Annotated in this window: 19 protein-coding genes; 14 read left to right on the top strand and 5 right to left on the bottom strand. The window is 40.4% G+C overall.

Going from position 1 to position 21,089, the window contains the following annotated elements; genetic code table 11:
• The first annotated feature begins 12 nt into the window (after nt 1-12).
• The 3 genes from I6L31_RS05040 (at nt 13) to I6L31_RS05030 (ending at nt 3,780) form a co-directional block, all read left to right on the top strand.
• Nucleotides 13-873: a fumarylacetoacetate hydrolase family protein gene (locus tag I6L31_RS05040; RefSeq protein WP_005004974.1), complete on the top strand. Its 861-nt coding sequence runs from the start codon at nt 13-15 to the stop codon at nt 871-873.
• Nucleotides 874-978: 105 nt separating this feature from the next.
• Nucleotides 979-1,902, top strand: coding sequence for a VOC family protein (locus I6L31_RS05035; protein ID WP_005004972.1), 924 nt, complete (start codon nt 979-981; stop codon nt 1,900-1,902).
• 48 nt (nt 1,903-1,950) lie between these two features.
• A complete protein-coding gene (locus I6L31_RS05030; protein WP_005004970.1) occupies nt 1,951-3,780 on the top strand; it encodes an FAD-dependent monooxygenase in 1,830 nt (609 codons plus the stop codon).
• A 71-nt stretch (nt 3,781-3,851) separates the two neighbouring features.
• On the opposite strand, the gene I6L31_RS05025 is transcribed toward I6L31_RS05030, so the two are convergent.
• The gene (locus I6L31_RS05025; RefSeq protein ID WP_004986996.1) at nt 3,852-5,084 is read right to left on the bottom strand and encodes a pyridoxal phosphate-dependent aminotransferase; all 1,233 of its coding nucleotides are present in this window, start codon (nt 5,082-5,084) and stop codon (nt 3,852-3,854) included.
• 216 nt (nt 5,085-5,300) lie between these two features.
• Between I6L31_RS05025 and I6L31_RS05020 the strand changes: the two genes are divergently transcribed.
• Both I6L31_RS05020 and ykgO read left to right on the top strand, forming a co-directional pair.
• Nucleotides 5,301-5,483: a hypothetical protein gene (locus tag I6L31_RS05020; RefSeq protein ID WP_004986994.1), complete on the top strand. Its 183-nt coding sequence runs from the start codon at nt 5,301-5,303 to the stop codon at nt 5,481-5,483.
• Nucleotides 5,484-5,630: 147 nt separating this feature from the next.
• Nucleotides 5,631-5,756, top strand: a complete 126-nt coding sequence (ykgO, locus tag I6L31_RS05015; protein ID WP_010588981.1) for a type B 50S ribosomal protein L36 — start codon at nt 5,631-5,633, stop codon at nt 5,754-5,756.
• Nucleotides 5,757-5,776: 20 nt separating this feature from the next.
• Here the strand turns inward: ykgO and I6L31_RS05010 are convergent, their stop codons facing one another.
• Both I6L31_RS05010 and I6L31_RS05005 read right to left on the bottom strand, forming a co-directional pair.
• Entirely contained in the window at nt 5,777-7,213 is a 1,437-nt protein-coding gene (locus tag I6L31_RS05010; protein WP_004986989.1) for a sensor domain-containing diguanylate cyclase, read from the bottom strand.
• Between the two features lie 273 nt (nt 7,214-7,486).
• Entirely contained in the window at nt 7,487-8,287 is an 801-nt protein-coding gene (locus I6L31_RS05005) for an A1S_2505 family phage non-structural protein (RefSeq protein WP_004986987.1), read from the bottom strand.
• Nucleotides 8,288-8,453: 166 nt separating this feature from the next.
• Here I6L31_RS05005 and uvrB point away from each other — a divergent pair, with 166 nt between their 5' ends.
• The 8 genes from uvrB (at nt 8,454) to proB (ending at nt 18,128) form a co-directional block, all read left to right on the top strand.
• Nucleotides 8,454-10,475 carry an excinuclease ABC subunit UvrB gene (gene uvrB, locus I6L31_RS05000; protein WP_004986975.1) on the top strand — a complete coding sequence of 674 codons (2,022 nt, stop codon included), beginning with the start codon at nt 8,454-8,456 and terminating at the stop codon, nt 10,473-10,475.
• A 127-nt stretch (nt 10,476-10,602) separates the two neighbouring features.
• Nucleotides 10,603-11,193, top strand: a complete 591-nt coding sequence (locus I6L31_RS04995; protein WP_004986974.1) for a lipocalin family protein — start codon at nt 10,603-10,605, stop codon at nt 11,191-11,193.
• A gap of 102 nt (nt 11,194-11,295) precedes the next feature.
• Nucleotides 11,296-12,231 (top strand): EamA family transporter RarD, encoded by a 936-nt coding sequence (gene rarD / locus I6L31_RS04990; protein WP_004986973.1) that lies wholly within the window; start codon nt 11,296-11,298, stop codon nt 12,229-12,231.
• 269 nt (nt 12,232-12,500) lie between these two features.
• Complete coding sequence (locus I6L31_RS04985) at nt 12,501-13,958, top strand: glyceraldehyde-3-phosphate dehydrogenase (RefSeq protein ID WP_004986966.1); 1,458 nt, start codon at nt 12,501-12,503, stop codon at nt 13,956-13,958.
• Between the two features lie 135 nt (nt 13,959-14,093).
• Complete coding sequence (locus I6L31_RS04980) at nt 14,094-14,840, top strand: hypothetical protein (protein WP_005004962.1); 747 nt, start codon at nt 14,094-14,096, stop codon at nt 14,838-14,840.
• A 9-nt stretch (nt 14,841-14,849) separates the two neighbouring features.
• Nucleotides 14,850-15,524 (top strand): hypothetical protein, encoded by a 675-nt coding sequence (locus tag I6L31_RS04975; protein WP_026039989.1) that lies wholly within the window; start codon nt 14,850-14,852, stop codon nt 15,522-15,524.
• 153 nt (nt 15,525-15,677) lie between these two features.
• Nucleotides 15,678-16,904, top strand: a complete 1,227-nt coding sequence (gene cgtA / locus I6L31_RS04970) for an Obg family GTPase CgtA (RefSeq protein ID WP_004986963.1) — start codon at nt 15,678-15,680, stop codon at nt 16,902-16,904.
• A gap of 90 nt (nt 16,905-16,994) precedes the next feature.
• A complete protein-coding gene (gene proB, locus I6L31_RS04965) occupies nt 16,995-18,128 on the top strand; it encodes a glutamate 5-kinase (protein WP_004986962.1) in 1,134 nt (377 codons plus the stop codon).
• Nucleotides 18,129-18,151: 23 nt separating this feature from the next.
• On the opposite strand, the gene I6L31_RS04960 is transcribed toward proB, so the two are convergent.
• A complete protein-coding gene (locus I6L31_RS04960; RefSeq protein WP_004986961.1) occupies nt 18,152-18,805 on the bottom strand; it encodes an HAD-IB family hydrolase in 654 nt (217 codons plus the stop codon).
• On the bottom strand, nt 18,772-19,980 hold the full coding sequence (locus I6L31_RS04955; protein ID WP_004996734.1) for a DUF1615 domain-containing protein: 1,209 nt from the start codon (nt 19,978-19,980) through the stop codon (nt 18,772-18,774). The genes I6L31_RS04960 and I6L31_RS04955 overlap by 34 nt, the downstream gene beginning before the upstream one ends.
• Nucleotides 19,981-20,061: 81 nt before the next feature.
• Between I6L31_RS04955 and dusB the strand changes: the two genes are divergently transcribed.
• Nucleotides 20,062-21,087, top strand: coding sequence for a tRNA dihydrouridine synthase DusB (dusB, locus tag I6L31_RS04950; protein WP_010588982.1), 1,026 nt, complete (start codon nt 20,062-20,064; stop codon nt 21,085-21,087).
• Nucleotides 21,088-21,089: the final 2 nt, after the last annotated feature.

Below are 21,089 nucleotides of genomic sequence, written 5' to 3'. Positions count from 1 at the left end.
GGGAGTAAAGCCATGCGATTTCTAAGTTATATGCAGGCAGGAAAAAAAGGATTAGCTATTCGCGTAGGTGATCAGCTCAAAGGCCTCACAGAAGTAGAGGAAAACTATCCAGGTCATCTTGAACAATTATTGCAGCAAGGTGGTGATGCCTTGATAAACGCTGCGCAAGTATTAAAACAAGGGAATGCAATCAATCTGGATCAGGTCGAACAATTACCTCCTTTAAGCCAGCCACCCAAGATTATTTGTGTGGGTTTAAATTATGCCGACCATACCAAAGAATCACCTTATGAACAGCCTGATTATCCGACTTTGTTTTCTCGCTTTAATTCAAGCCTGATTGCAAATGGGCAACCGATTAAACGTCCTTTATGTTCAGAGCAACTGGATTATGAAGGTGAGTTGGTTGCGATTATCGGTAAACGTGGTCGTCATATCGCAAAAGAAGATGCACTCGATTATGTCGCTGGATATTCTATTTTTAATGATGCTTCGATTCGTGATTATCAATTCAAAGCACCGCAATGGACAGTCGGTAAAAATTTTGATGATACAGGTGCATTTGGGCCAGAATTTATGACCGCAGATGAGTTACCCGCGGGTGCTAAAGGTTTGTTATTGACGACGCGGTTAAATGGCAAAGTGGTGCAACAAGCCAATACCAGTGACATGCTTTTTGATATTGAAACTTTAATTAGTACGATTAGTGAAGCTATTACGCTTGAGCCAGGCGATTTGATTGTTTCTGGTACACCAGCAGGTGTAGGTCTTGGTCACAAGCCACCTTTATGGATGAAACAGGGTGATGTGTGTGAAGTCGAGATCGAGAAAATTGGAATACTACGCTCACCGATTGCCAATGAAAGCAAATAATTAAAAATTGAGCTGAATCAAATCATTTTATTCAGCTTCTTTATTATCCAGTTTCAATCCAGAGAGAAAGTAAGGACTACTTTTGATGACCTAAAGAGGATTGCAATGAAAACTACATCAGATAGACAACGACCTTTTGGAATACATTCTGTTGATCATTTTTATATTGATGTTCCAGATTTGGCAGTTGCACAAAAGTTTTATCAGGATTTTGGTTTACGGGTCGAACAACAGGCAGATCGTCTAGTTTTAAGAACCTTTCAGGATGATCATATCTGGGCGTATATCGGTCAAGCGAATAAAAAAGTATTACGTCAAGTTTGCTTCGGTGCTTATCAACAAGATATTGATGCATTAAAACAAAGAGTCTTGGCAGAAAATCTAACGATCACTGAACATGATCAAGGATTTACTTTTCAAGATTTAGACGGCATTGCAATTGATATTCGTGTTGCGACTAAAGTGACACCAGACAGTAAAAAACCCGTGATTTGTGCTGAAGCCCATGCGGGTGAGCGCGGAGCAAGTTATCGACGTTTAACGACTCAGGTAAGACCGCAGCGTTTATCACATATTTTATTATTTACTTCGGACTTAGCTCGAACAATTGATTTTTATCATCGTACGCTAGGTTTAAATCTGTCTGATTATTCAGAAGGTATTGTCGCGTTTATGCATGCGCCACATGGCGCTGATCATCATACGGTTGCTTTCGCACAGTCTACAGCAGCAGGCTTTCATCATTGTAGCTGGGACGTTGCTTCACTTGAAGAAGTCGGACTTGGGGCAATGCAAATGCTTGCTGAGGGTTGGGATCGTGGCTGGGGAGTAGGTCGACACGTATTGGGTTCAAACTATTTTTACTATGTCCGTGATCCGTGGGGAAGTTATTGCGAGTATTCCTATGATATTGACTATATCCCGGCAGGTTTTGAGTGGCCTGCCGCCAATCATGACCCCGAAGATTCTTTGTATTTATGGGGGCCAAATGTCCCAGAAGATTTTGTGGTGAATTACGAAGTCGTTTAAATCATCACAAGCCAAATTATTGCTCAATATGTGAAATGGAGTTTCATCATGAGTCATTCAACTGCACAAAAATATGATATTGAAGTACCTGTGTTAATTGTAGGTGGTGGTCCAGCAGGATTGGTTTCATCACTTTTGCTTTCCCGATATGGCATTAAAAGTTTATTAATTAATAAACATAGCTGGACTGCCAATGGCCCTCGCGCTCACATTACCAATCAGCGTACGGTAGAAGTCTTTCGTGATGCTCAGGTCGAAGAACAAGTCAAAGCCTTGTCGCTACCACATGATTTAATGGCCAATAATATTTGGGCAACCAGTTTTTCAGGCCAAGAAATTGCTAGGCTTCTGACTTGGGGTAATGCTATTGAGCGTAAGTCAGATTATGAAAAAGCCAGTCCATCGGAGATGTGTAATATTCCCCAACATATTTTAGAACCGATATTAGCGAATGAAGCATTACGAGCAGGATCTCTCACGCGTTTTAATACTGAATTGATTGATTTTGTACAGGATGATCAGGGGGTGACTGCTACCATTTTAGATCGAACGACCCAGCAGAAACTTAGCGTTCGCTCACAATATATGATTGGTGCTGATGGCGCACGTAGTCTGGTGGTTGATAAATTAGGACTCAATTTACAAGGTGAAATGGGTTTGGGTTGCGCGGTTAATGTCTGGTTAAAAGCTGATCTCACCAAATATTGCGAACATCGACCGGGTGTTTTGTATTGGATTGTTCAGCCAGGCAGCGATTATTGGGTAGGTAGTGGCACCTTTATTTGTGTCAAACCGTGGAATGAATGGATCATGTTATATATGTATGATCCTGCCGAGGGTGAACCTGATTTGAGTCATGGGGCGATTATTGCGCGTGCCAAAAAAGTCATTGGTGATGATGAAATTGATATCGAAGTTTTAAGCACCAGTAAATGGCAAATCAATCATATTGTAGCTGAGCAATATTCTAAAGGTCGTGTGTTCTGTATGGGAGATGCCGTACATCGTCATCCACCTGCAAATGGTTTAGGTACTAATACTTCAATACAGGACGCATTTAATCTGTCGTGGAAATTGGCAATGGTTTTAAAAGGTCAGGCAGGTCATGGTTTACTTGAATCCTATACACAGGAACGTCAACCTGTGGGTAAAGCTGTCGTTAATCGTGCCATGCAATCTGTTCAAAATATGTTGCCGATTTCTCAAGCATTGGGTTTCAAACCGGGGCAGTCTGAGCAGGAAGGTTGGGATAGCTTAAATGAATTATATAAGGATACTGAGTTAGGGCAACAGCGCCGTGATCAATTGCATCAGGCCGTACAATTACAGCATTACCAGTTTAACTGTCATGGGGTAGAACTTGGTCAATACTATGCCAGTCAGTCAATTGTCAGTGAAAAAAACACACCGAAAAAAACGCAGGATGCAGAGTTATATTATCAGCCCACGACAAGCCCAGGAGCAAAATTACCTCATGCGTGGCTACATGATGCCAAAGGCAAGCAACTTTCAACATTAGATATTTGTGGACATGGGCAGATGACCTTATTAACAGGGCATGGTGGGACATGTTGGCTACAAGCGGTGCAATACGTTGAGCAGCAAACAGGTTTTAAAATACATGTTAAACAAATTGGACTGGGGCTTGAATATTTTGATTCTTATGGCGACTGGGCGACTTTACGTGAAATAAATGAAAATGGTTGTGTATTGGTACGACCAGATCATCATGTTGCATGGCGTAGTCATGAAGCTAGTCATGATGCAAATTCGTTATTGTTACAAGTAATCGATCAAATTTTGGATCGTGCAAATATTGATTTAGTAGATCTGGAAAAATCAAAAAGTAACCCTTCAGAATTGGCAGTAATTTATTAATTTAATCGCTATATCCAAATAAAAAACCCCGCTAGAGCAATCTAGCGGGGTGTTGATTTTAAAGCTTCAAATTAAGCTTTTTTCTCTGCTTCAATAGAGGCAATTGCAGCATCGATGCCATCGATAGATTCAGCTGCTTTTTTGATACGCGCTAAAGCATCGACTAAAACTTCGTCTGCTGTTGCATACGAGATACGCATAAAGCCACCCAGACCAAAAGCATCACCCGGTACAACGGCAACACCAGTCTCTTCAAGTAACCATTCAGAAAACTCGGTGCAAGATTTTAAACCTTTGGCACGAATGAGTGGACGAATATTGGCATAAGCATAGAAAGCGCCATCGGCTGGCAAGCAGCTAATACCATGAATTTCATTTAAGCCATTTACAACTAAATCATGGCGGCGTTTAAATGCCTCAATCATTGGCTCAAGTACATCTTGTGGGCCATTCAATGCAGCTTCAGCAGCAACTTGTGAAATTGAAGTCGGGTTTGAAGTGGATTGAGACTGAATTTTTTTCATCGCGCCGATGAGCTTTGCTGGACCTGCGGCATAACCAATACGCCAGCCTGTCATGGCATAGGCTTTAGATACACCATTTAAAACAATAGTGCGGTCATACAAATCTGGAGCAACAGTTGCGATATTGTAGAACTCATCTTCCCAACGAATTGGTTCATACATATCGTCAGAAGCGATATAAACCTGCGGGTGTTTGCGCAAAACTTCAGCCAATGCTTCAAGTTCAGCTTTGGTATAAATCATACCTGTTGGGTTAGAAGGGCTATTTAGTACCAATAAACGAGTATTTGGTGTAATCGCTGCTTCTAATTGTGCTGGCGTAATTTTAAAACGTTGGTCTTCACCACATTTTACAATCACAGGTGTCCCTTCAGCGATAATCACCATATCTGGATAACTTACCCAGTAAGGTGCAGGGATAATGACTTCGTCACCTTTATTTAACAATGCCAATGCAAGGTTAAAAAATGATTGTTTACCGCCACACGATACCAAAATCTGGTTCGCTTGATAATCAAGATGATTGTCGCGTTTAAATTTTGCAATGATTGCTTTTTTTAGGCCTGGCGTACCATCAACCGCTGTATATTTAGTAAAACCATTATTAATGGCTTCAATAGCAGCATCTTTGATGTGTTGCGGGGTATCAAAATCTGGTTCACCTGCGCCCAAACCAATCACATTTTTACCTGCTGCTTTAAGTTCAGCAGCTTTGTTGGTAACAGCAAGAGTAGGGGACGGTTTGATGGCATTTACACGATCAGACAGACGTACGTCCACGGCAGCATTCCTTCTTATGGGATTAAAAAAATAAAAGCATACTATCTTAGCCCAAAATTGTTGAGACGTGTTTTATTATCAAAACAAATTTATAAAAAACATGACGCGAGTGTAATTCAAATAAACGAATAGACATTTACTTTGTTATTTTTAGCGGCATCTTAGGTGAAAATCATTTAAAATAAATAAAGGTCACCCAAAATTTAAGTGAACATCATGAGTGAACAAAAGCCCAAAGCGAAAAAGGCTTTAGTGAAATTACCTTTTCCAATGCCTCAAGCGGCAGATTGCGATGACGAAGATGCTGTGCATAATCAGGTTCGTCCAAAACCTGAACAATATGCTGATCGTACTTGGATGCCGCCACGTGGTACGCGTAGATCAATGGGAAAACGCTAATTTTAAGCTATTTTCTTTACGCTGAATCAAAAGCCTTTCATGTAACCATGAAAGGCTTTTTTTCGACTATGAACATTGTGACTTGACGCAGGATGATATTTTAGATTAATGTTATATTATAACATATCTATTAATGGGTCTTATATTATGCAAGTTCTATCTTCTCTTAAAAGTGCAAAAAAGCGTTCGCCAGATTGTCAAATTGTTCGTCGTCGTGGCAAGCTGTATGTGATTTGCAAATCCAATCCACGTTTTAAGGCACGTCAAGGATAAAAACAGGATTTTCCTGTTTTTTAACTCGCCTCTTTATCCTGATAAAAATGCTTTTTGCGCTGATACATTTGTTGATCGGCGCGTTTAAGCATGGCTTCAATACTTTCATTTTCAAGTGTGGTCGCAGACCCAAATGACATACTAATCGGCTGGCTTGAATAGTATTGATTGTCAATATTAAACAGTTCCTGAATGGTCTGTAGCATCACCAAAACTGCGGTTTCATCTGTTCCTGGCATCAGGATGACAAATTCATCTCCCCCAATACGTGACGCTGTATAGGTTGTATTTTGAATTGCTTGAGTTAATACACTGCCAACACGACGTAATAAACCATCGCCCACGTCATGCCCCAGTTGATCATTGACTTCTTTTAAGCCATTCATATCCAGGAAAATACAGGAAACAGGTCGCAAGATACTACGTTCCAGACGATTAAGTTCTTCCGTAAAGAACGAGCGATTATATAGTTTGGTCAGCACATCATGTTTGCCTAAATATTCCAGATAATTTTCTGCTTTTTTCCGTGCAGTGATGTCGGTTAAAGCAACTTGAACCAGCCCCCAATCCTTTTCATAGCCCGGAAAAACGGTAAACTGCAACAACACATTACGAATACTGCCATCTAGTGCATAATTGACCGCTTCGCGTTGATGATGAATATTACCTTTCCATAACTCAATCAGTTGCTCGCGGAAGGTGCCTAGCATCTCATTTGAAAAAACTTTATGGATATTTTTGAGCAGGATTTGTTTGTCAGGGGCTTGAAATAAATCGAGTGTCGCCTGATTGACATCGAGGATTAAAATATCCTCAATACATTGATTGACAAACTCAGGATGTACATCTAAAAAAGTTCGAAAATCGTCAATTCCAATCTGTTTTAATTGATCAATTCGAACTTTAACCCGACTAAAATCTTCAACCCAAAGAGAAGCTGGTGAATATACAAATCTTGCTTCAGCCAATCTGCGATTTTTTTCTTCTAATCTACGTGCGTTTTGATAAGAGGTTACATCTTCAGTGGTAATGAGTAACCTTTCAAAAGATTGTTCGTATCCAGGAAGGATTGACCCACGTAGTTGGATGTCCAGACGTTTGCCAGACAGAGTGTAATTGACTGCTACACTCGAAAAATGAGTTTTACCATTCCATAAATCAATTAATTCATAAATATGGGATTTGAACATATCTTCCTGAAAGATACGATCTAGATTGCTACATAAATGTTCCTGTGAATTTGCTTCAAATAAATCCAGTGTTTGTTGATTGACTGAGATGATTTTTATTTTATGAGCGCATTGGCGTACCCGATCAAGATCTTCGCTTAAAAATGCATGTAAATCTTCGACCCCCTGAGCGCGCCATGCATCAAACTGGATTTTTATATCGCTATAATCCTCCAGCCACATTGGAATCGGTGCAAGGTCAAAAATAGATGAATCTAAAGTCTGCATTCAGGAAATTCCAATGAATTATTTATTTTTCATGGAGTATAAAACCAACAGTTACACTTGGAAATAGTAAGGTGTAAAAAATAGACAATTTATGTGAAGTAGGTGAGCAAAAGCATCCATAGTTTTGCTGTGAAAGAGTCAGCATAAGATTTCTTTGATCACGTATTCAATTTTATTTATTCTTCTTCGCAAAGCCGAGATAAAAAAAGACGGAATAAGAGAAATCTATAAAGCTCTTTTATAAAGGAATAAAAGAGCAGGGAATACAATATCTTACGATTTTATTCGATTAATGGGATGTTGAATGGTGATGTCACCACGCCAGAGTTTAATGAAGTCTTGTTCATCGATATCATAAAGTTCCATCAATGCCACAATCACCCCGACAAAAATCATCGCGCCTTCGCGATTATCATGAAAATTAAAAATCTTGCCATTGAGTTTGCTTAAAATATCTTCAAGCTCACTTTCGCGGCCACGGCCATAACGGTCGCGCGGGTACATATCTTCATTTAAAACAATGAGTGCAATCGATTTTTCAGCATCACTTAAATCAGTTTTATCTAAGGCTTCTTCAAAAGAGTCACTACCATGATCAAAATAAAAAATCACATCGTCGTTAATAAAGGACTGTACAGTATGCGAAGTCAAATCTGGAAATTGTGAAATGGCATTTTCATCAATATAGGGTTTAAACGACTCAGGCAAGATCACATTGTTGTGAATCCCTTTAAATAAAGGAGCAATTTCAGAGACTTTATAACCTGCAATACCACAACCCAAAGCAGTGATGAAATATTTCATTTTGGGGTGATGTTGGGCATAGACTTTAAAATCATCTATATAGTGTTCAATTTGCGATAATGGCATCCGCTGCAAATGTTCATTTAAAGTGGGAATGGCAAAGCTTTGACCTGCCCAACCACGACCAACATGATTCACCGCACCAAAATGCTGTGCAGCGACACGTGCTGCACCATGTGTGTGTTGTCCAGCCATATTACTGCCAAAGACAAAAACCGTATCTTCAGGAAGTTCCGTGATGATGCTTTCGTCGTGATAATGGTATGCCATGTTGTTTCAATTCTGATGCTGATGTGTTCCATGTTGCAGACGAAACGCAGATGGGTCAAGTACAAAATGTAGAAATTAAATTTACAGGAAAAGCCTTTAAATTGAGGGTGAATTACCCCATAAAGGGCTTAGTGAAATGAAATTTTGAAAAGAAGAGAGCAGCCGAGTGAGCGATAAGCAACCCTTTGAATTAGTCACCAGTTACCAACCCGCAGGTGACCAGCCTCAAGCGATTGAAAAACTGGTACATGGTGTTGAAAGTGGCTATCGCAATCAGTTGCTATTGGGGGTTACGGGGTCGGGTAAAACCTATACCATGGCTAATGTCATTGCTCAGACTCAACGCCCCACGATTGTCATGGCGCATAATAAAACCTTAGCGGCGCAGCTTTATGGTGAGTTTAAGGCTTTTTTCCCTAATAACGCGGTGGAATATTTCGTCAGTTATTATGATTATTACCAACCAGAAGCATATGTGCCTTCGTCAGATACTTTTATTGAAAAAGATGCCGCGATTAATGATCATATCGATCAGATGCGTCTTTCGGCGACACGAGCTTTATTAGAACGTCGTGATGCAATTATTGTGGCCTCGGTTTCTGCTATTTATGGTTTGGGTGATCCTGAAGCCTATATGAAAATGTTGCTGCATGTGGTCGAAGGTGATCGTGTCAATCGTGATGATTTGATTCGCCGTCTGGTTGAAATGCAATATACCCGTAATGAACTGGAGTTTTTACGGGGTACTTATCGTATTCGGGGTGAAATTTTAGATGTATTTCCTGCTGAATCCGATCAAAATGCGATTCGCATCGAGTTGTTTGATGACGAAGTTGAATCAATTCGCTGGTTTGATCCTTTAACAGGTAAAATGTTGCGTCAGGTGCCGCGTGTAACCATTTATCCAAAAAGCCATTATGTGACGCCAAAAGACAATTTATCCCGCGCGATCGATACTATTAAAGTTGAATTACAGGATCAGCTTAAATTTTTCCGTGAACATGACAAATTGATCGAAGCACAACGCATCGAGCAACGGACGCGTTACGATCTGGAAATGATGCAGCAATTAGGCTACACCAATGGCATCGAAAACTATTCACGTCATTTATCAGGTCGTCCATCGGGCGAAGCACCACCGACTCTATTTGATTATATCCCTGATGATGCGCTACTAATCATTGATGAATCGCACGTGACTGTTCCACAAATTGGTGCAATGTATAAGGGTGACCGTTCACGCAAAGAAAATCTGGTGAATTATGGTTTTCGTTTGCCAAGTGCACTGGATAATCGCCCGATGAAATTTGAAGAATGGGAGCGTATTGTTCCGACTACAATTTATGTCAGTGCAACACCTGCCAAGTACGAATTGGAACGATCAGATCAGATTGTAGAGCAAGTGGTGCGTCCGACAGGTCTAGTCGATCCTGAAATTGAAATTCGTCCAGTGTTGACACAAGTCGATGATGTATTATCTGAAATTAATCTGCGCAAAGATCTGGATGAACGGGTTTTGGTGACGACATTAACCAAACGAATGGCAGAAGATTTGACCTCTTATTTAAAAGAATATGGGGTGAAAGTCGCTTATTTGCATTCTGATATCGATACGGTTGAACGGGTCAAGATTATTCATGAACTCCGCACAGGCGTTTATGATGTGCTAGTGGGTATTAACTTGCTCCGTGAGGGATTGGATATGCCAGAAGTATCTTTGGTGGCGATTTTGGATGCAGACAAAGAAGGCTTTTTACGTTCCGAACGTTCACTGATTCAAACCATTGGTCGTGCTGCACGTAACCTGAAAGGTAAAGCGATTTTATATGCAGATCGTGTAACCGATTCGATGCAAAAAGCCATCGATGAAACAGATCGTCGTCGTAATAAGCAAATTGAATTTAATCAGGAACATGGGATTACGCCGCGTAGTGCAGTACGTCAGAAAATTAAAGAAATTGATACTGGCGAAGTCTTTAATGATGATGAAATTGATGCCAAAATTTCTGATCAGGCGAAGGCGCTTTCAGCAGACGAACGACATATTCTGGCTGATCCAAAACTCTTTACCAAGCATATTGGTAAATTAGAGAAGGAAATGATCAAGGCATCGAAAGAGTTGCAATTTGAGCAAGCAGCGCGGTTACGCGATGAAATCGTGCGTTTAAAAGCGCAGATGTTGCAATAAATCTGGACACCATTCTCTGTGTAAATTGCTACATATCTATACATTATTTGCATATAAAACAAGCTAATGTGAGTAATCTTGAATAAATCGATGCCGATTAAATCAGGCAATGAGCAGGGGAATACAAATGTCATTAAAACAGAATCTCCCAAAAGCCAGTTGGACACTGACTAAAATTGCAGTGGGCGGGATTGTATTAACAGGTTTAGCGGTTGCAACGGTTGCTTATGCGCAAAGTAAGCCATTGCCAACGGTAGAGCGGGTTGAGTTAGACAAATACTTGGGTGTCTGGTACGAAATTGCACGTAAACCAATGTATTTTGAGAAACAATGTGCCAAGGACATTACCGCAACTTACACCTTGAATGAAAATGGCAACGTGACTGTTGATAATCGTTGTTACAGCAAAGATGGTGTGCTTAAACAATCGGTTGGTGAGGCTTTTGTCGAAAATCCTCCTTTTAATACCAAATTAAAAGTCAGCTTTTTGCCTGAAGCAATACGTTGGGTTCCTGTGGCGCGGGGAGATTATTGGATTCTTAAACTTGATGAAAATTATCAAACTGTATTGGTCGGAGAACCTTCCCGTAAATACTTATGGGTACTATCCAGAACGCCTGAACTGTCTGAAGATGTATTGAATGAGTATTTGAGTTATGCAAAATCTTTAGGTTATGACCTGAATGATATTATTCGCCCTCAACATACTCTAAAATAATGGTTATGATGATAAGATCAAGCCATGCGAATGCATGGTTTTTTTGTTTTTTAATCGTTTGATATTTTAGATATTTTTCGCGCGTTAATATAAGAGGTCAGGATGTTTAAGGGCATAATATTGTCGGTTATCGCATCGGTGACCTTTGGTGTATTGTATTTTTATACCCAGTTATTAAAAGGTCTGGACAGCGAACAAACCTTTGGTTGGCGCATGTTGGCAACCTTGCCTTTTTTAACGCTGCTGATGTGGTTGTTGGGGGATTTGCCGCATATTAAAAGCATTTATCAACGAGTGCTTGCAAATCCAGCTTTCCTTTTATTGGTGATCCTATCTTCGTTGCTGACTTCAGTTCAGCTTTGGTTATTTTTATGGGGACCTATGAATGGACGAGGTTTACAGGTTTCACTGGGATATTTTTTATTGCCGTTGGTTCTGGTATTGAGCGGTAGCTTATTTTATGGCGAAAAACTGTCTAAATTTCAAATCGCTGCTGTAATTCTTGCGGTTATAGGCGTTAGTCACGAAATTTTTCGTTTAGGGTCTATTGCTTGGGAAACGGCACTGGTTGCTTTTGGTTACTCGGCTTATTTTTTATTGCGTAAAAAAATGGGTACGGATAATCTTGGTGGTTTTTGGTGGGATATTGTCATTATCTTGCCTATTGCTGTGTACTTTATTCAAAGTGGAACGGGAAGTCTGGCGATACAACAGCAACCGTTCATGTGGTTGGTTGTGCTTGGACTAGGCTTATTAAGCGCAGTGGGTTTGGGGAGTTATATTTTAGCAAGCCGTTTTTTACCGATGATTTTATTTGGTCTGCTTAGCTATTTAGAGCCTATTTTATTGGCATTGGCTTCTTTGGCATTGGGTGAAAAAATTAGTCCTCAAGAATGGTACACTTACATTCCCATTTGGTGTGCGGTGTCATTGTTAGTGATAGAGGGAAGTTGGCACCTTTATCAACAACATAAAAATAAACGAGCACTTGAGCGAAATGTTGCGCATTATCAAAAACGCTTAAACGAGGAGATTTGAGATAATTTTAATCAAATTTCAACACTTTAGACTTGAGTAACATTTGATATGATCAAAAAAAATACGACGAAATTTAAATTTTGACTCACTTTTAGAAAAATAATGTAAAAATTAAAATAAAAAATTATAAGTATTTTATAAATTTATAGTGAATATCACTGAAAATATCATCGACATTCACAGCTTTTGATTCAATCTTGATGATAATTCCTTTACAATTATGGGGTTTTGAAATTCACGCCTAAAATTATTCATTAGAGGACGTATTTGTGAGCAAAGACACTATCATCGCCCTACACGCGGAACACCAAGGTCGCTGGGAAAACCGCGAAGAAATTGCGGAACATATGATCGCGTTAATCGGTCAGTTATACCGTGAAAAAAATATTGTCGTTTCTGTTTACGGTCGTTCTTTAATTAACCGCTCTGTGATTCAGATTTTAAAAACGCATCGTCGTACTCGCGTGGTTGATGTTGAGCTTTCTGTTGTTAATACTTTCCCAATTTTAGAAGCATTGGCTAAAATTGAGAATATCGGTTCTGCTGAAGTGGATATTGGTAAACTTGCTGTTGAATATAAAGAAAAAGGCGGCGATATCGATGCTTTTGTTGCTCAAGCTGTTGAGTCAATTAAAGGTAATGCAACTTCTGAACAACCTAAAGATGTCGTGTTGTACGGTTTTGGTCGTATCGGTCGTATCTTGGCGCGTTTAATCATCAGTCAATCTGGCTTGGGTCGCGGTTTAAGCCTTAAAGCAATCGTAGTACGCAAATCTTCTGATGGTGATTTGGCAAAACGTGCGTCTTTGTTACGTCGTGACTCAATTCACGGTACTTTCGCAGGAACCATTGCTGTTGATGAAGAAAACGAAGCGATCATCGCAAACGGTAACTACATCAAAGTCATCTATGCATCTAGTCCAAGTGAAGTGGATTATACCCAGTATGGTATTAACAATGCGCTTCTGATTGATAATACGGGTAAATGGCGCGATGCTGAAGGTCTAAGCCAACACTTGAAATGTGCGGGTATTGCACGTGTCGTGTTGACTGCACCAAGTAAAGGCGAAATGAAGAACGTCGTATACGGTGTAAATAACGCAGATATCTTGGATGAAGACAAGATTATTTCTGCTGCAAGCTGTACTACCAATGCAATTACACCAATCCTAAAAGTATTGGATGAGAAATATCACGTGTTAAATGGTCACGTTGAAACTGTTCATTCATTTACCAATGACCAAAACTTGATTGATAACTATCATAAAGCGGATCGTCGTGGTCGTGCGGCAACCTTGAATATGGTGATTACTGAAACTGGTGCAGCGAAAGCGGTTGCGAAAGCATTGCCACAGCTTAAAGGTAAATTAACAGGTAACTCGGTTCGTGTACCAACACCAAACGTTTCACTTGCGATCTTGAATTTGACTTTAGATAAAGAAGTAGATCGTGACGAAGTGAATGAATATATTCGTCAGATTTCAATTAACTCGAATCTACAAGGTCAAATTGGTTATACCAACTCAACTGAAGTGGTTTCAAGCGACTTTATTGGTTCACGTACTGCGGGCGTATTTGATGCTCAGGCAACGATTACTTCGGGTAACCGTTTAACTGCTTATGTTTGGTATGACAATGAAGTCGGTTATAGCTGTCAGGTATTACGTATCGCTGAGCAAATGTGTGGCGTAAGCTATCCAAAAGTTCCTGCTGGAACCGATGCTTAAGCATTTTTCTGATCAAGATTTCCAAAAGCTCAGTTTCGACTGAGCTTTTTTACATAAGATACAAAACCAAAGCTGAATATTTTACAAATTATGTGAACACTATTCACGAAGGAAAAACAGATTAAGGATAGATCGTTGCAATTCAGACAAGCGTTGGGTGCATTGGCATTTATTGTATTGGCAGCTCTGATTGGTGTTGCTATTGCTATATGGGTATTTAAAAACTTTAATATTTATATCCCATTGAAAAATCAAGCTGTTGATATTGATTTACAAGAACCTTTACAGGCCAAAGTTAAAATTCAGGATGCTTTGGATGTGGATGTGACGGGGAGAGTCAATGCCTCTATTCCCATTCGTAAAGATCTGAATATCCCTTTAACTCAGACATTGACTCCACGTGTTTATTTCGATAACCAAGTTCCAATTAAAACTTCGATTCCAGTCAAAGAAACCTTAAAAGTGAATCAGGATTTACCCATCGACACTAAAGTTCAGGTCAAAGTTTTGGGTAAAGATATTACTTTACCTTTGAAAGGAACGATTCCAATCAAACTGGATGTACCGATTGATATACAAGTTCCGCTTGAGCAAAATGTGCATCTTAAATTTGATGCCCCTGTACGTACAGTTTTAAAAGAAAATTTAAATATTCCACTGGATACGACGCTTAAAACCAATATTCCAATTAATGGGCATTTGAATGTTCCCATTGAAACAGCTTTAGCTGCTTCGGTAGATGTGCAAAATACTTTGCCGATTAAAATCAGACAGGGCGAGTTAAAAATTCCATTATCGAGTGTCCGGATTCAAAAGGCTGGCGATTTACAGCCTGCGCCACAGAACAAGGATTCTGTTGCTGTGCAGCATAAGGAACGGTAATCAATGTGGATTTTTGCTTCTGTTAAACGGACTTTATTGATTTTTATTAGTATCGTGATGTTGGTCGCGGTTTTATTCTGGTTGTATTTGAATATTCAGGCCTCTGTTTCAGTCTCTTCTCATCATGCCCAGATTCATTTACCAGAATCACTTCCGACCAAAATCTATGTCGGAAATTATCTGCAAACTCGATCGGTAGGTAAACTAGATACGACGATTGATATCAATCGTCAGTTAGATTTACCGTTACGTGGTAAATATTTGGCGGATTTAAGTTTTGAAGTAGAAACGCCAATCACTGTCAATATCGATTATTCTACGATGTTGAAAGTTGATGAAACGATGCCGCTTGAAACCACAACAGATCTGATTTATCAAAATAAATTATTACCCAAGTTTCCTTTAAAGTTAGATATTCCGATTCAACTGGATATCCCTTTTCAGCTAAAACGCAATTATACCTTGCCTGTTAAAATTTCATTTAGTGGGCCTGTCTATTTTGAGTTTAATGAACCAGTACATTTAAATGTACAACACCAGTTCAAACCGACTTTGAATATTAATGATCCAATGACCCTGCGTAAGATTGCGACTTTTAATGCCATTATGTATAACTCCGTACAAACGACTCAGGCAAATCTGGATATGCAGATGCAGTTACCATTAAAGAATATTCATCCCTAAAAATCAGTCTCAATTTTCATTTTTTAGGTCTTGGTTTTTATTCAAGCTTAGTGTTTTTTTAGCAAACTCAGAGTTTGTCTGCATTTTCTATTCGAGAATTTTAGTAAAATATGGCAGAATAGGCGGTTTTTAGAGATTTCAGAGGATTGGCACATGCGCTTTGTTGATGAAGCAGTCATTACCGTAGATGCTGGCGACGGTGGCAATGGCGTAGCCAGTTTTCGCCGTGAAAAATTTGTACCGTTTGGTGGGCCAGATGGCGGCGACGGTGGTCGTGGTGGTAGCGTGTATATCCAAGCGGATGATGATACCAGTACACTGGTGGACTATCGTTATACGCGTAAATTCCGTGCAGAACGTGGAAAAAATGGTTCAGGTGCGAACTGCTCAGGTCGTGGCGGTGAAGATGTTATTTTAAAAGTTCCTGTGGGAACAACCATTGTTGATACTGACTCAGGCGATATTATTGGCGATTTGGTCAAAGACGGTCAGCGTGTTTTAGTTGCTCATGGTGGCGATGGTGGTTTGGGAAATACTCATTTTAAATCATCAACCAACCGTGCACCGCGTAAATTTACTACAGGTGTCAAAGGCGAATTTCGTGAAATTCGTTTAGAGCTCAAAGTATTGGCAGATGTTGGTTTGCTCGGTATGCCAAATGCGGGTAAATCTACTTTTATCCGTGCAGTCAGTGCGGCGAAACCGAAAGTTGCGGATTATCCGTTTACCACGATGGTGCCAAATCTGGGTGTGGTTGATGCCGATCGTCATCGCTCATTTGTGATGGCAGATATTCCAGGTTTGATTGAAGGTGCAGCAGAAGGTGCAGGGCTCGGAATTCGCTTCCTGAAACATTTGGCGCGTACTCGTATTTTATTACATATCGTAGATGTGCAACCGATTGATGGTTCAGATCCTGCGCATAATGCTAGAGCGATTGTGGCGGAACTGGAAAAATTCTCTCCGACCTTGGCGAAACTGCCGATTGTATTGGTTTTAAACAAACTGGATCAATTGGATGAAGACAGCCGTGATGAATGGTGTCAACACATCATTGATGAATTGCAATGGACAGGACCAGTGTTTAAGACTTCTGGTTTGTTAGAGGAAGGCACTAAACCTGTGGTGTATTACCTCATGGATCAGATTGAACAACAACGCGAACGTGAAGTTGAAGATCCAGAATACGCAGCAGAAGTGAAAGCATTCCGTGAGCAGCTTGAAGCTGAAACGCGAGAACAAACCATCGCAGCCAAAGAAGCATATCGTGCTATGCGCCGTGCACAACGTCTGGAAGGCTTACTGGCTGGTGAAGATGATGATGACTTCGATGACGAAGATGATGATAACGATGTCGAAAGTATTTATGTACGTGACTAGAGTTCGCAATTTGGCTTTTTAAAAAACCTTTAATTCTCCCTGAGAAGCACTCGTCTCTGCTTCGCAAGGGGGAAATAATTTGAGGAAAACATGATAGAAGTGGTGGATGGGCAACGTCAGCTCAATGCGTGTAAACGAATCGTTGTTAAAATCGGATCATCGCTACTCACAGCAAACGGGCAAGGTTTAGATTTAGATGCAATCTCGCATTGGGCAATGCAAATTGCTGATCTACACACTGCTGGACACGAAATTATTTTGGTTTCGTCTGGTGCTGTAGCTGAAGGGATGGTACGCATGAAACTGACCAGCCGACCCACCGATCTACCCAGCCTGCAAGCCTGTGCGGCTATTGGTCAAATGGGCTTGATCCACACTTGGTCAAGTGTACTTGAAAAGCATCATATTCAGACTGCACAAGTGCTTTTGACACATGATGATCTTGCCGATCGCCGTCGTTACTTGAACTCTTGTGATGCTCTGCAAAATCTGATTGACTGGCGTGTGATTCCTGTCATTAATGAAAATGATACGGTATCCACCGATGAAATTCGTTTTGGTGATAACGATACCTTGGCAGCCATGGTGGCAGGGCAAGTGCATGCAGATTTATTAATTATTCTGACCGATCAACAAGGCATGTTTGATTCCGATCCACGCAGTAATCCAGATGCCAAGCTCCTAACTGAAGTCCGTGCTTTAGATGACAGTTTGTTTGAAATGGCAGGCGGTGGTGGAGTGCTTGGTCGTGGCGGAATGGTCACTAAAGTCCGTGCAGCACGTCTTGCTGCTAAATCAGGCTGTCCAACGCTGATCGCCAGTGGTGAAAGCGATCGTGTTTTATCACGTTTGATGGCAGGTGAAATGCTCGGAACTTTATTTAGTACCGATAAAGACCGTATGACCGCGCATCAGCAATGGTTGGCAGCACATTTACAAACCGCAGGTCGTTTAATTATTGATGATGGTGCTGTGGAGGCGATTAAGGAGCGTCATCGCAGTTTATTACCTGTGGGTGTGAAAGCGGTCGAAGGACATTTTGATCGTGGTGATGTGGTGGAATGTGTAGACAAATCGGGTAAACGTATTGCCGTCGGGCGAGTCAATTTTAGCTCACAATCTGCTGATATTATTAAAGGATTGGCTTCGGACAAAGTCTATCAAGTGCTAGGTGAAGCGCGTTCACTGGAAATGATCCATCGTAACCACATGGCGATTTACTAAATTTTAAAAATAAAACAACTCGCTTAGGCGAGTTTTTTTACATCTGCTAATCGAGGTAACTGTTGATCTTCTCCGACCATATAGCAGCTATCTGCCAGACTAAACATCTGTAAATCTTCATAGCTATTGCCATACGCATAAACATGCGCGTAATCATTGAGATGATAAGCCTCATGAACCCGAATCTTTTTCTGCTCAGAACTACAGTCGGGTGTAGAATATTGACCTGTAATGAATCCATTATGGATTTCAACTTGTGTACAGATCAGATCGATATTGAGGAGTTCACACACTGGTTTCAGATACAAATCGATTGAAGCAGAAACCAGTACCACTTTATCGCCTTGCGCCTGATGTTGTAATAGGCGTTGAAATAGCTGAGTGTCCAGATTTTTCACTAAAGTTTGCGCGTATTCTTGACCCAGTTGCTGTAGTTGTTTTGCTGAATTTCCTTTAAACATCGTACTAAAAAGCTTGGCGCGCATAGCATCAGCGGGATAAAGTTTTAAATAATAAGCCTGAATCCATGGAAGAATTCTCAGGCCTTTACGCATGATATGTCTTTTAGACAAAGTATAAAAAATAAAGCCAGTGAAACTATCTTTCGTACAGAGTGTTCCGTCAAAATCAAACAGGGCGAGATTTATAGTCTTATTCTTTTCGCTCGTTGCATACATGTTTCATATCTTCCATTGACGCGGGAGGCAAACCAGTTGGTATTGTAATCTCGGCTTAATTTAGGCCCAGAAATAATGACTTGTGGCATGATGGCATAAATAGGTTCTTTGCCTGTCTTTGTTTTGTATAGTTTTTTCACTGCAATATAGGTTTGAGTATCTTCAAAAGATTTCTCTTTCTCTTTTTTTAGATCTGAACGAATTTGACGTGGTGTCACCAGTACATTATTTTGCGCAAAGACAGAGATAAGTTCTTTCTCAGATTGGCTAAGAACCGCACGAGGACTGCCATCTTTATTATAAAGCAATAAATCACCATCCAGATCCAGTTCTTTCGGTGTTAAATCATTGAGCATACTTTGAAAAGCCGCGTTACGACTTGAATACATGCCTGAATTATAATCAGCAAATCGATAAATCGATTTATTATAATCGGCAGGATACATCATTAAACGATGTATTCCATAATACAAGCCACCATATTGTGTATATAAATCGTCACGTAATTCATTGGTATTCATGCGTGAACGCTTATGATCCTGAGCATAAGTAATCAGCACCTGCATGGAACCCAGCGTAGTAATCGGATTCATCTTTTCGCCAATATCCTGACCCACCAGTTTGGCTGCACCTGTTAGGGCACTGACATGGTAATGACTCGCCATAAAATCAAAAATCTGGCGATAAAGTAAATCCAGATCGCGTTCTGTACGGACTTTACGCATTTGGCTCATATAATTATTATCTGGAGAGGGTTGGTTTTTGAGTACGTCCTCAAAATAACCCGCAACTTGACCACCAATCGTAGTCCCTAGCTTTTCTTCAAATTTTTCATTTAAACGTGTATTAACTTCTTTAACCGCTTTCGCACCCAAGCCAGGTACCACGGGATCAGCCACAAAATTAGATTCTTGATCGACCACGGCGACAATACTGCATACATTTTCTTTGGTTTTTGGAATGCCTAATTTTTCCATAATGTCGTCAATATCATTGGCCCAAGATTCACGACCATTTACGCGTGTCGGAATCACACGTTTAATCTGTTCTGCTTTAAATTCTGGCTCATCTTTTTGAGACCACCAATTACCATCACCGCATCCAACTAATGCAAGACTCAACGTAATTGTGCTCAATGATTTTAAATAAAAACCAGATTTAATTGGGCTATTCATGCAAGCAGGGCACCTTGATAAAAAGATGAGCAAAAAAGACAGATGCAGTATACTATGTTGATCAAAAAAAGCATGAATATTATGTATATTGGCTCCTATCAACTGTCAAATAATTTAATCGTTGCCCCAATGGCCGGAGTCACTGACCGTCCATTTCGTTCGCTATGCAAATATTTTGGAGCAGGGCATGCGGTCAGTGAAATGATGACCGCCGACAAAACACTGCGTATGACGAAAAAAAGTTTATATCGTGCTAATTTTGATGGTGAGCTTGCGCCTATTTCGGCACAAATTGCAGGTTCTGACCCTGAGCAACTGGCTGAAGCGGCACGTTATCAAGTCGAAAATGGTGCCCAAATCGTGGACATTAATATGGGTTGTCCTGCTAAAAAAGTCTGCAATAAGCTGGCAGGCTCAGCCTTGTTACAGGATGAAGATCTGGTGGCACGTATTTTAGATAGCGTGGTTGCTGCAGTGGATGTTCCTGTGACCTTAAAAACTCGACTAGGTTTTTTAAATGGTCATGAAAATATTCTACGAGTTGCGCAACGTGCCGAACAAGCAGGCATAGCAGCATTGGCCTTACATGGTCGAACTCGTGAAGATATGTATTTAAATACCGCGCGTTATGATTTGATTAAGGAAGTAAAGCAACTTCTAAATATTCCTGTAATTGCTAATGGCGATATTGATGGTCCAGAAAAGGCTAAATTTGTGCTGGATTATACGGGTGCTGATGCGATCATGATTGGGCGTGCAGCGCAGGGCCGTCCGTGGATTTTTCGGGAAATTGCCCATTATTTGAAAACAGGTGAACATTTGGCTGCACCCAGTATCGCTGAAGTGAAACAGGTGTTGCTGGGGCATCTGGATGAGCTGTATCAGTTTTATGGCGAATATTCAGGCTGTCGCATCGCACGTAAACATATTGCTTGGTACACCAAAGGCTTACGTTCAAGTAATGAGTTTCGCCAAAATATGTATCAAGTTGAAACGACCCATCAACAGGCTCAAGTCGTGGAAGCTTATTTTAATCAATTATTGGATCAAGGACATATCATGAGTGATGTCCAAGTGGAACAGGTCGATTTATTGGTGATCAATTAAGG

This window comes from Acinetobacter septicus, assembly GCF_019355975.1.
Taxonomy (GTDB): domain Bacteria; phylum Pseudomonadota; class Gammaproteobacteria; order Pseudomonadales; family Moraxellaceae; genus Acinetobacter; species Acinetobacter ursingii.
The sequence above is the reverse complement of the archived record's forward strand: the minus strand, read 5'-3'. Positions and strand labels throughout refer to the sequence as shown.